The 11,066-nt window shown below is 50.9% G+C and carries 11 protein-coding genes, 1 tRNA gene and 1 pseudogene; 6 read left to right on the top strand and 7 right to left on the bottom strand.

Annotation, left to right across the window (positions count from 1 at the left end; genetic code table 11):
- Nucleotides 1-37 precede the first annotated feature (37 nt).
- Both C9J03_RS25995 and C9J03_RS26000 read left to right on the top strand, forming a co-directional pair.
- Nucleotides 38-122, top strand: a tRNA-Tyr gene (locus C9J03_RS25995).
- Between the two features lie 162 nt (nt 123-284).
- Nucleotides 285-1,997 (top strand): response regulator, encoded by a 1,713-nt coding sequence (locus tag C9J03_RS26000; RefSeq protein ID WP_107291799.1) that lies wholly within the window; start codon nt 285-287, stop codon nt 1,995-1,997.
- A gap of 41 nt (nt 1,998-2,038) precedes the next feature.
- On the opposite strand, the gene C9J03_RS26005 is transcribed toward C9J03_RS26000, so the two are convergent.
- The gene (locus tag C9J03_RS26005; protein WP_044622717.1) at nt 2,039-3,007 is read right to left on the bottom strand and encodes a glutathione S-transferase family protein; all 969 of its coding nucleotides are present in this window, start codon (nt 3,005-3,007) and stop codon (nt 2,039-2,041) included.
- A gap of 140 nt (nt 3,008-3,147) precedes the next feature.
- Entirely contained in the window at nt 3,148-3,399 is a 252-nt protein-coding gene (locus tag C9J03_RS26010; RefSeq protein WP_044622716.1) for a GlsB/YeaQ/YmgE family stress response membrane protein, read from the bottom strand.
- Between the two features lie 173 nt (nt 3,400-3,572).
- On the opposite strand from C9J03_RS26010, the gene C9J03_RS26015 reads away from it, so the two are divergent.
- From C9J03_RS26015 to grxB, 3 genes are all read left to right on the top strand, one after another.
- Complete coding sequence (locus C9J03_RS26015) at nt 3,573-3,812, top strand: hypothetical protein (protein ID WP_039467887.1); 240 nt, start codon at nt 3,573-3,575, stop codon at nt 3,810-3,812.
- A 294-nt stretch (nt 3,813-4,106) separates the two neighbouring features.
- The gene (xthA, locus tag C9J03_RS26020) at nt 4,107-4,913 is read left to right on the top strand and encodes an exodeoxyribonuclease III (RefSeq protein WP_044622715.1); all 807 of its coding nucleotides are present in this window, start codon (nt 4,107-4,109) and stop codon (nt 4,911-4,913) included.
- A gap of 86 nt (nt 4,914-4,999) precedes the next feature.
- Nucleotides 5,000-5,650, top strand: a complete 651-nt coding sequence (grxB, locus tag C9J03_RS26025) for a glutaredoxin 2 (RefSeq protein ID WP_044622714.1) — start codon at nt 5,000-5,002, stop codon at nt 5,648-5,650.
- Between the two features lie 98 nt (nt 5,651-5,748).
- Here the strand turns inward: grxB and C9J03_RS26030 are convergent, their stop codons facing one another.
- The 4 genes from C9J03_RS26030 to C9J03_RS26045 form a co-directional block, all read right to left on the bottom strand.
- Nucleotides 5,749-6,426: an ABC transporter permease gene (locus tag C9J03_RS26030; protein WP_044622713.1), complete on the bottom strand. Its 678-nt coding sequence runs from the start codon at nt 6,424-6,426 to the stop codon at nt 5,749-5,751.
- Nucleotides 6,427-6,428: 2 nt separating this feature from the next.
- Complete coding sequence (locus tag C9J03_RS26035) at nt 6,429-7,169, bottom strand: ABC transporter permease (protein ID WP_044622712.1); 741 nt, start codon at nt 7,167-7,169, stop codon at nt 6,429-6,431.
- Between the two features lie 78 nt (nt 7,170-7,247).
- Complete coding sequence (locus C9J03_RS26040) at nt 7,248-8,024, bottom strand: ABC transporter substrate-binding protein (RefSeq protein ID WP_044622711.1); 777 nt, start codon at nt 8,022-8,024, stop codon at nt 7,248-7,250.
- Nucleotides 8,025-8,141: 117 nt separating this feature from the next.
- Nucleotides 8,142-8,912 carry an ABC transporter ATP-binding protein gene (locus C9J03_RS26045; protein ID WP_044622710.1) on the bottom strand — a complete coding sequence of 257 codons (771 nt, stop codon included), beginning with the start codon at nt 8,910-8,912 and terminating at the stop codon, nt 8,142-8,144.
- A gap of 286 nt (nt 8,913-9,198) precedes the next feature.
- Here C9J03_RS26045 and C9J03_RS26050 point away from each other — a divergent pair, with 286 nt between their 5' ends.
- A complete protein-coding gene (locus C9J03_RS26050) occupies nt 9,199-10,929 on the top strand; it encodes an ABC transporter substrate-binding protein (RefSeq protein ID WP_052829724.1) in 1,731 nt (576 codons plus the stop codon).
- A 48-nt stretch (nt 10,930-10,977) separates the two neighbouring features.
- On the opposite strand, the pseudogene C9J03_RS27235 reads toward C9J03_RS26050, so the two are convergent.
- Nucleotides 10,978-11,066: pseudogene (locus C9J03_RS27235) on the bottom strand (group II intron maturase-specific domain-containing protein); the annotation flags it as partial.

Genomic DNA, 11,066 nt, shown 5'->3' on the forward strand with positions numbered 1-11,066 from the left:
CCGGCTCAAAAAGCCAACACAAATTGCAACACCCCGTGGAGGGGTTCCCGAGTGGCCAAAGGGAGCAGACTGTAAATCTGCCGGCTCCGCCTTCGATGGTTCGAATCCGTCCCCCTCCACCATCATTCCTAAGCCAGTAGCGCAAGCTGCTGGCTTTTTTCATCCCCCTTCTTTTTGCTCATGCATTTTTTTACTCTCAAATCACAAACCTGAGCAACTAATTTGGATTAATGGCCATTTTTTTCCTAAAATTCAATCGGTAGCATATGATTTGGAATAAGGAAATGCCAAACAATCAGGGTCAACCTCAAGGAAAAATACTGCCCCTGCACGCAGTCAAAGCCCTGATAGTTGACGATCAGCGCTTAGCGACAACCATGCTCAAGTCTATTTTGCAGCAAATCGGGTTAACCCATATCAACACGGCATACGATCACCAGCAGGCCCAGCAACACTGCCAGCATATTGCCTACGATGTCCTGCTCATCGACTACCATCTGGAAGGCCCTCTCACCGGCACCGAACTGATAAACTTGCTTCGTCGCAGGAAGCTGGTTTCGCCTTACTGCGGCATTATCATGATTTCCGGCGATCACTCGGCCGAGGTCATATTAACCAGCATGTCGGTGGAGCCCGACTGCTTCATGGCCAAGCCGATCACCGCGGATATGGTCAAAGCCAAACTGCTCTCAACCCTCGAAGAATGTGCGCTGCGAGCGCCTGTTTACAAGGCTCTCCTCAGTCACGACCGGCAACAGGCCATTGCGACCTGCAAAAAACAGCTAATGCATACGGGATACCACCACAAACTCGAAGGGTTATTGCTAGACTTGCTGATCGAAGATGGCCAGTGGTTACAAGCCGAAAAATATGCCAACATCCTGAGAAAGCACCACCCGTCCCCCAAGCTGAGCCTCATCTTGGCAAAGATCCTACACCACAATAACCAACTCAAAGCCGCTATTCACCTTTTGGAGTGCCAGCTTCAGCAATCGCCACTGCACATTGAACTCTACGACTACCTATCCAGTTACCAAGAACAAGACAAAGCTTATTACGATGCCCTAAGCAGTGCCCAAAAAGCACTCAAGCTCACCCCGAGTATTAGCCATCGCGCCCTCAAGGTGGCTCAGCTGGCGGCTGATCTGGATCGGGTTGAACAAGTGCTCAAAGCGGGCCAAACCCTTGCTAACCATCTGCCGATCATCGATGTTGAGTGGATCATCTGCCTGGCAGAATACATGGCAATTTTCGAACAGGTTTATTTCAGCCAACCATCGCTCAGCCAGCGCCAGCGGCTTAAGCTCGAACTGCAAAAAATCAATAAGCGCGCCCATTCGCGGGTGATGCCAGCCCAGGAGCCGTTTCTCAGCGCCTACAGTCATATCTTTATGAGCCGGTTGCTACTTGGCAATGCACAGCCTCTGAAGGCCAAACGCCGCTTACTGCTGGGACTATCCCCTTTTTTCAACAAGATCCCCCAACTCCCATCGGTGATTTTGGCTGATACCCTGCCGCTATTAATCCACCTCGGTGAGACCCAACTGATCAGCAGCATCATGCAGGCGATTGAAAAACGTAACCGCTTTGACGGTCATAGCCAAAACCGGCTCAGCGACATCAAGCAGCAAACCCACCTTGCACAGAGAATCAAACAACTTGAGGAGCAGTTGAGCGAGGCTTACCGAGTATTGCAAACATCGTCGGAGCAGGCATTTCCCCGCTACCAGCAGATTGTCCACGACTATCCGCTATGCAGCGAAGCCAATCTCGGCTTCCTGCAATGTATGCTGGATCTCAATACGGGCAGCGAAGAGGATATAAAACACAATATGAAAGCCGTCAGCTCCATGCCACTGCCCAATGACTTGGAGAACTGGCGCAAAGAGCTACTGGAAGGAATGATCAGCAAGAAAGCCTCCCCGCACCAGCATAGGGTGGCGCTGACCTACAAAAAGCAAACTCAGCGCTTTCTTGACACTGAAAGCACGGAGTAATTCCACACTGTTACCACCGAGATACTGTTACCACCGAGATACTACTCACTCAGAACATCCCTGCCATGGGGGGATGAGAAGTCCAGCTCTGGCCCTTTGGGAACAATACCGGTCGGGTTAATCATAGTGTGGCTGTAATAGTAGTGGCGCTTGATATGGTACATGTCGACCGTCTCAGCCACGGCCGGATACTGATATAGCTCCTTGAGGTACCCTTGAAGATTGGGGTAATCGGCAATACGCTTGAGATTACATTTAAAATGCCCGACATACACCGCATCAAACCGCACCAGCGTGGTAAACAGGCGCCAGTCTGCTTCTGTCAGCCTATCACCCACCAAGTAGCGGCTGATCGCCAGATGGGTATCCAGCGTCTCGAGTGCACTGAACAGGTTGTCAAAAGCGGTGTCGTAAGCATCTTGGCTAGTGGCAAAGCCACAACGATAGACCCCATTGTTGACGTTGGGATAAATAAAATCATTCCACCGTTCAATGTCCTGGCGTAGCTCGCTGGGGAAGAAGTCCTGCTGATCGCCGGTGATTTCATTAAATGCAACGTTGAACATCCGGATGATCTCCGACGACTCATTGCTCACTATGGTCTGTGTCTTCTTGTCCCAAAGCACCGGTACCGTTACCCGCCCGGTGTAATCACTTTTGGCCTTGGTATAAATCTGGTGCAGGTACTGATAATCATAAAGCGGCTCCGGCTGCAGAAACTCCCAGCCTTTGGTGCGCATGTCCTGGCTGACCACGGTAACATCTATATGGGGAGCCAAGCCTTTGAGTGCACGGAAAATCAGGGTGCGGTGTGCCCACGGGCAAGCCAGTGAGAGGTATAAATGGTATCGCCCTGATTCAGCCTTGAAGCCGGTTTCGCCATTGGGCCCAGCACTGCCGTCAGCCGTCAGCCAATGCCTAAACCCGGCATCCTCACGGACAAACTCTCCCTTGCTGCTTTCGGTGTCATACCAAACATCATGCCAAACGCCCTTTACTAACTTACCCATCAGCCGCTCCTCGCCCCAATCGTCTTCGCATCATTAGTGCCTATGCATCGATTATAGAAAGCGGTTGGCAAGATGTCCGGAGGCGGGAGTTGAACAAGATCATCAATTTCCTTGAACAACTCCAGCCATTGACCCACAGCTTATTTTCGGATGAACTTGTTATAGACAAATAACAGGATCAACGCCCCGAAGGTCGCCGTAACCAGACTCCCGAAGTTCACGCCAGTTGCCGCTCCGAGGCCGATAAACGACCCCACCCAGCCGCCGACAAACGCCCCGGCAATACCAAGGCCCATTGTTGCTATCCAGCCACCACCATCATCCCCAGGCATTAGCCACTTCGCCAGCGCACCAGCAATAAGCCCAAGAATAATCCAAGAAATAATTCCCATGCTTTATCCTCGCTATCAGTTGCTTGAATAGTTCCTGATAGAGCTTAGACAAGGTCGTTTGATATGGGTATATACCCAAGTGACTTCAGGCGGCAGATCGCACCTTATTGCACTAATCTTAAAAATCACACGGCTTACTCATCTAAAGCCTTCCCTGCGTGAGGACAATGTATATGTTGAACAAACTAACTGTTGGTTTTTTCATACTCTTGGTATCACTGCTCACCGGTTGTGGTGAAAGTCCCCCTCCGGCACCGGCTCCTGAAGTGGAAGAAAGTGTCGAGGTCATGGAGGTAACTGAAGGTTCGGACGTTCCTACTGAAACAGAGGACGCCGAAGAAGCTGATGAACCTGAAGCATCAGAGCCTGAGGGTTCAGAAGAAACAGACAGCGCAGATGGGGATTCTTACTAGCTAACCTCCGAGGCTAAACGCTTTACCAACCTCACTCCCAAAGGTTAAACATATCGCATTAACCTTTGGGAAATCCTCCCAATCCTTAATCCCAACCGCAATTGGCCCTTGTGCTCGAGATAATCTGGCCGAGACACAGATGCGGCCACAAATGTACTTTGTCACACATACACCAGCCAATTTGCGCTAAATGGTGGTAACATCGAAGGATTACAACCGCTTTTTGGCCATCGTAACATCAGCCAAGGGCAGATTTTGCCAAAGAAGCCTTTACTACCAAGGACACCAAAATCAATGAAAGTCATCTCGTTCAACATCAACGGCCTTCGTGCTCGCCTTCATCAACTGCAAGCTTTGATCGACAAACACCAGCCAGACGTGATCGGCCTGCAGGAAATCAAAGTCCATGACGAGGCCTTCCCGATCGAAGATGTCGAAGCGATGGGCTACAAGGTTTACCACCATGGCCAGAAAGCCCACTACGGTGTCGCCATGCTGTGCAAGCAAGAGCCGGTTGAAGTGCGCAAAGGCTTCCCAACCGATGACGAAGAGGCCCAGCGCCGGATGATCATGGCAACCTTCGAGCAGGAAGATGGCCGCAAGGTCACGGTACTAAACGGCTACTTCCCGCAGGGTGACAACATCAGCCACGAAACCAAGTTCCCGGCCAAAGAGAAATTCTATGCCGACCTGATGACCTACCTCAACGATCACCACAACAACGACGAAGAGGTGATTGTAATGGGCGATATCAACATCAGCCCAATCGATCTGGATATCGGTATCGGCCCGGCCAATGCCAAGCGCTGGCTGAAAACCGGCAAGTGCTCATTCCAGCCTATCGAGCGCGAATGGCTCAACACATTGATGGATTGGGGCTTTGTCGATACCTTCCGCCAGCTGCACCCTGACGTTGACGATAAGTTCTCGTGGTTCGACTACCGCTCTAAAGGCTTCGTCGATAACCGCGGTCTGCGTATCGACGTGGTTCTGGCAACGCCGTCACTGGCCGAACGCTGTGTAGAAGCCGGAATTGATTACGAACTGCGCGGTATTGACAAGCCGTCAGACCATGCCCCTATTTGGTCGACTTTCAAATAAGCCCGTTGTCCAAGCTATATCAGAGAGTGGGAGCTCACTCCCCTCTCTGGCAATGAATGACACATGTTGACTCACAAGGAAAGAAGATGAAACTGTTTGTATTTGATCACTGCCCTTTCTGCATCAAAGCCATGATGGTGGCTGGCCTTAAAAAGGCTGACATCGAATTGGTCTACCTGCAAAACCATGATGTGGATGCCCGTATCGACAAAGTCGGGGCCAATCTGGTCCCTATCCTGCAAAAAAAAGACGGCAGCTACATGGCTGAAAGCTTGGATATCGCCGCCTATATCGATGCGCTTGACGGCAACCCGATTCTGGCAACCGGCAGCAACGACGACAACATCAGCGCGTGGGCCGATATTGCCCGTCCATTCAGCAGCCGCTTGCTCTACCCACGCTGGATGAAGGTCGACTTGCCGGAGTTCCAGTGTGAAGAAGCCAAGGCATGGTTTACCAAAAACAAAACCGCGATGATCGAGCAGGACTTCGACGATGCCTTCAGCAAGTCCGATGCGTACCTAGCCGAACTCAATGCCTCTTTCGACAAGCTGTCATGGCTGCAGCTACCGTCGGAGCGCAACAATGTGTTGAGCTACGATGACGTCAACCTATTCCCGTCCCTTCGCAACCTGACCGTGGTAAAAGGCGTTAAGTTCCCAGCCCGCATCCGCCAATACATCGATGAGGTGGCAGCACTGACATCGACATCGCTATACGACGATATCGCGGTTTAAGCACCTGATATTGCAGATAACAAATAAAAAGAAGCCCAGCCAATTGGCTGGGCTTCTTTTATCTAATAGACGACTTGACGAATTTTACGACTCAATCCCTACGACAATGGCCGCATGTGCCTCATCCAGCGTCCCTCAAGCTTACGGAAGCCCCACAGGATGATGAATGTCAGTGCCATATAGAACATCCCTGCGAACAGATAAGACTCAAATGGCGCGTAGTAGCGGGAATTGACAATCTTCGCGGCACCAGTCAAATCGACAATCGTCACGATACCGGCCACCGCTGAGCCATGGAGCATGAAGATCACCTCGTTACTGTAGGCTGGTAGCGCACGGCGCAACGAGCTTGGCAGGATAATGCGGCGGAACGCCTGCGCCGGACTCATGCCATACGCCTTAGCCGCCTCAATTTCACCCTTCGGCATACTGTTGATCGAGCCACGGACAATCTCTGCGGTGTAGGCAGCGGTATTGAGCACAAAAGCCACCAGCGCGCAGAACCATGCCTCCTGCCAAAGCGTTCCTTGTACAACAATCACCTGGCTTAGGCCGTAATAAATCAAGTACAACTGGATCAGCAGCGGGGTGCCGCGGAAAAAATAGATAAATGCCCAGGCCGGCCCATACACCAACGGCACCTTGCTGTTCCGGGCAATCCCGATGGGTACGGCGATCACCAAGCCAATTACCAGTGCAGCGGCAACCAACCACACCGTGGTATAAAAGCCCTGCCAATAAATCGGCCACGAGTCGGCCAGAATACTGAAGTCCATAGCTACCTCGTGTGAATACTGAATTTACGCTCCGCCCACTTAAGACCAGAGGTCGAGAGCGAAGTGAAAAGAAGGAAAATAACCGCGACCGCCATATAGAAGGTAAATGGCATCTGGGTTGTCCCGGCGGCCAGCGCGCCTTTGCGCACCATATCATCAAGGCCAATCACGGAAACCAGAGCCGTGGTTTTGAGCAGTACCAGCCAGTTATTACCAAAGCCCGGCAAGGCATGGCGGATCATCTGCGGCAGCAGAATACGACGGAAAGAGAGGAAACTGCTCATTCCGTAAGCCTTACCGGCTTCGAGCTCACCTTTGTCGACAGCGAGGATCGCACCACGGAATGTCTCAGCCATGTAGGCACCGAAGATAAACCCAATCGTCAAGATCCCGGCAATAAACGGACTGATCTCTACATAATCGGGAAGATAGGCTGTCCACTCGTGATTAGGATCCGATGAGGTGAAATATTCATTGAGAAACTCGTTGATCCGGTAGAGGCTGTCGTTGAGCAGCATCTGCCCACCGAAAAAAATCAGCATCATCAACACCAAATCCGGAATACCGCGGATCACTGTGGTATAGAAGGTGGCGATAGCTCTTGCCCAGCGATAAGGAGATAGCTTGGCTAACGCGCCTAGCATGCCCAATATCATCGCCAGCACCAGTGATAGCAAAGCGACTTGCAGGGTGATCCATGCCCCTTCCACCAATGACCACTCATAACCTTTCAAATCAATCAAAAGGAAGCTCCTTGTTACTGCTTAGGAGAATGATCCCAAAGGTGAACTCCTTTGGGATCACAGCAAAGTTACTACTGATCACTCACCGTAAACATCGTAAGCAAAGTACTTAGAAGCGATTTGCTGGTAGATACCTTTCTCACGGAGTGACTTGATCGCTTCATCAAGCTGCTTGGTCAAATCTTTGTCTTGCTTGCGCACCGCGATACCGAACCCGTCACCGAACCACTTAGGATCAGTCAGCGATGGGCCGATAAACTCATAGCTGTCACCGCCAGGTTTGTTCAACAGACCCTCTTCCAATGCGGAAGCATCGCCTAGGACAGTGGCAATACGGCCGGCTTTCAGATCGAGGTAAGCATCATCGAATGAGCCATAACGAACAATTTCAACCGAACCGTCAAAATTATCGGTCAGGTACTTATCATGAGTAGTCGCACGCTGAACCCCCACTTTAACCCCTTTCAGGCCTTCTTTGGTGAAGTCGAGCTCCGTGCCTTTCTTGGCAACAAACTTGTTAGGAATAAGGGCATATTTGCCAGTAAAATCGACACGCTTCTTACGCTCTTCTGTGATAGACATTGCGGCAATGATGGCATCGTATTTACGCGCCAGCAGTGATGGAATGATCCCGTCCCAGTCCTGCGCAACGATTTGGCATTTGGCTTCCAGCTCTTTACACAGTGCATTGGCCATATCGACATCGAAACCGCGAAGCTCACCATTTGGCTCAGTCCAGCTAAATGGAGGGTAAGCTCCTTCAATACCAAAACGCACGGTCTTCCACTCTTTAGCCTGTACGGCTGTGGTACCCAAAGCTGTTACAACGGCTGCCGCCAAAATCCATTTTTTCATTGTTTACTCCTGCTGTACTTTTTAGTCTGTTGTTTGCATGCCATTGGCGATCCTTCCCTCACTGACTCCCCATCCCCAAACAGGTCGTCATGGATCACCGTTTTGCTAATGAAATCGTTAATATATTGATGAAATAAATTGCTGGAGACGCTCTGACTCTGGGTTAGAGAACAGCTTGGCCGGATCGCCCTGCTCTTCCACTTTCCCCTGGTGCAAGAACATCACCTGGTTGGATACGTCACGGGCAAAGGCCATTTCATGGGTCACCACCAGCATGGTCCTGCCTTCCTGTGCCAAATCCTGCATGACCCCCAACACTTCACCAACCAGCTCCGGGTCAAGGGCCGAGGTTGGTTCATCGAATAGCATCACTTCAGGGTCCACCGCTAATGCACGGGCAATAGCGGCACGCTGCTGCTGTCCCCCCGACAAATGCCCCGGGTAATAGTTACGGCGCTCATAAAGGCCAACCTTTTTCAGCAATGCTTCGCCGCGTTCAATGGCCTCGGCCTTAGGAACACCGAGGACATGCACCGGAGCTTCAATCACATTGCCCAATACCGTCATGTGCGACCATAAGTTGAACCCCTGAAATACCATTGCCAAGCGAGAGCGAATACGCTGTACTTGTTTTTCATCGACAGGCAGAAATTCTCCCTGTCGATTATTTTTCATTTTAATCAATTCACCGTTAACCCAGATCTCACCTTGAGTCGGTGTTTCCAATAGATTGATACAACGCAGGAAAGTACTCTTACCTGAACCGGATGAGCCGATAATTGAAATTACATCACCACGGTGGGCCGTTAACGATATGCCTTTTAGAACTTCGTTCTGGCCAAAAGACTTATGCAAATCCCTTACATCAAGCGCCACTTCACCAACCATGTGCGCCAACTCCTGTTACTCCGTGAATTACCAATATCCCTTCACCGTATAACTCAATGGTGGGATTCAACGTGCCCGAAAGCGCTAAATATCGCCTGTTTTCCGAACACTTTTATCGACGGTATCACTAGAAATAAAATTTGGCAACATTTCATTAACCAGCACAAAGCGGGAATAACCAGTCAAGTTTTCAGAATAAAACCGCAAAAAGCCACAATTTCAACGACATTGAACTATTTCACTGCTTGGGGTAATTTAAGTAGCAAAATACACAGCCGGATAAAATATGCCTGTTAAATCAATAATTACAGTAAATTCAACGTTCTTAACCCAACGCATGACCAGCCTGTTACTGCTTGTTTTTAGCACGATTTATCCGTTTAGCTATGCAGTTGCCACCCAGCCACAATCTGTAACAATTCTGACGGTTGTTCCGGAGTACAAAGATGCGGTGACTGCCAACTTTAACCCTTTTTCAAAAGGGAGCATGCCTACAACCCATGAGTTCATATTTGAACCGCTGATCATCTTCAATACACTGCAAAATAACAAGCCGGAATACCGCCTGGCGACCCATTACCAGCTCGACAAGGATCTGATGGGGATTAGCTTTTCGCTTCGTGAAGGTGTGAAGTGGTCGGATGGAAAACCATTCAGTGCCGATGACGTATTTTTCTCGTTCTCCCTCGCACTTAAATATCCAGAACTTGACTCACATGGCATCGGACTATGGGTCGAGTCTATCGAAAAGCGCAATGCCCATGAGGTCTATTTCAGGCTGAAAAAGCCCAACGCCTTGGTCGCCTATACCCTTGTCCTGCTTCCCATCATACCCAGGCACCAATGGCAGAAGGTGGACAATTTCGCTCAGTTTACCAATCCAGTCCCTGTCGGTACCGGGCCTTTTACCGAAATCAAAGACCTCGACGAGAATGGCTACCTGCAATGCGCCAATCCGGTATACTGGCAGGCCGATAAACGGCAGATCGACTGTTTGCGCTACCCGAAGGTGACCACCAACGACGATTTTATCTCGCGTATTGCACAAGGAGAGTTCGACTGGACCGGTAGTTTCATTCCGGATATTGAACGCCACTACGCCTCGTACTCGCCGGACTTCAAATACTGGCTACCACCCGCCAGCAACGTCAGCCTGATGTTCAACTTCAGGGCCGCCGATCCTGATGTGCGAGCCCTGTTCAACAGGGTGGAGTTTCGCCGTGCCATTTCAATGACACTGCAACGTCAGTTGTTGATTGATATCGCCGCTTTCGGGCAGGGAAAACCCTCACGGTACGCGTCGGGGATGAGTGATCGCTTCCGTTCTTGGGCCGATCCTGTCATCACGGAAAAATACCTGCCTTACATGTCCTACAACCCGATGCTGGCAGGGGATCTGCTCGACAAAATTGATCTTGTCGACAGCAATGGTGATGGCTGGCGCGATCTGCCCGGCGGAAACCCGTTAGCGCTCACTATCATCACCCCCAAGGGCTGGTCAGATTTCAACACCACCGCCCAGCTGATCAGTGAAATGATGCTACGTATCGGGATCAAGGTAACGCCAATTCAAGCGGATTTCCTGCAGTTTAACGAACAGCTCGCCCATGCAGATTACCAGTTAGCGATTACCAACTACCCGCAAGGGCCGACCCCCTTCAAGTACTTTGACATGGCGTTCAACAGTACCTACCAGGCACCGCACTATCCCCGCTATGCCATGCACTATTACCAGAATGCCCGGGTCGATGCGCTGCTGGCGCAGTTTCCGATCGCCGAAACCAACCAGCAACGCCACCAAATCATCCGCGAGCTCAACCAGCTCATCGCCAACCAGCAGGTCACTGTCCCGCTCTATAACACGGTTGAGTTCTACCAGTACAACACCAGCCGGTTCGAAGGCTGGTTCAACAAAGATAACCCGGTTGCCAGCCCGCTGATTTGGCCGCAGGCCCCCGAACGGTTGCTGCATGTCCTCGCCTTGCGGCCAAAAGAGCAACCTGCAAAGCCGCGATAAGGCTTATCGGAGAATCGAGTAGGAGGAGGCCTCACGGCCTCCGTCCTCTCACACCACCGTACAAGCGTGGGTCGCATACGGCGGTTCCGAATATATTTTCAGTGACTCATACCCATCTCTCAATGAGTACATGCCCA

Source organism: Photobacterium gaetbulicola, assembly GCF_003025515.1.
Classification (GTDB): domain Bacteria; phylum Pseudomonadota; class Gammaproteobacteria; order Enterobacterales; family Vibrionaceae; genus Photobacterium; species Photobacterium gaetbulicola.

Bases quoted from the DNA above. Each gene is read 5' to 3' on its own strand.
- C9J03_RS26000 (WP_107291799.1), top strand. From the start codon at position 285: ATGCCAAACAATCAGGGTCAACCTCAAGGAAAAATACTGCCCCTGCAC.
- C9J03_RS26005 (WP_044622717.1), bottom strand. From the start codon at position 3,007: ATGGGTAAGTTAGTAAAGGGCGTTTGGCATGATGTTTGGTATGACACC.
- C9J03_RS26010 (WP_044622716.1), bottom strand. From the start codon at position 3,399: ATGGGAATTATTTCTTGGATTATTCTTGGGCTTATTGCTGGTGCGCTG.
- C9J03_RS26015 (WP_039467887.1), top strand. From the start codon at position 3,573: ATGTTGAACAAACTAACTGTTGGTTTTTTCATACTCTTGGTATCACTG.
- xthA (WP_044622715.1), top strand. From the start codon at position 4,107: ATGAAAGTCATCTCGTTCAACATCAACGGCCTTCGTGCTCGCCTTCAT.
- grxB (WP_044622714.1), top strand. From the start codon at position 5,000: ATGAAACTGTTTGTATTTGATCACTGCCCTTTCTGCATCAAAGCCATG.
- C9J03_RS26030 (WP_044622713.1), bottom strand. From the start codon at position 6,426: ATGGACTTCAGTATTCTGGCCGACTCGTGGCCGATTTATTGGCAGGGC.
- C9J03_RS26040 (WP_044622711.1), bottom strand. From the start codon at position 8,024: ATGAAAAAATGGATTTTGGCGGCAGCCGTTGTAACAGCTTTGGGTACC.
- C9J03_RS26045 (WP_044622710.1), bottom strand. From the start codon at position 8,912: ATGGTTGGTGAAGTGGCGCTTGATGTAAGGGATTTGCATAAGTCTTTT.
- C9J03_RS26050 (WP_052829724.1), top strand. From the start codon at position 9,199: ATGCCTGTTAAATCAATAATTACAGTAAATTCAACGTTCTTAACCCAA.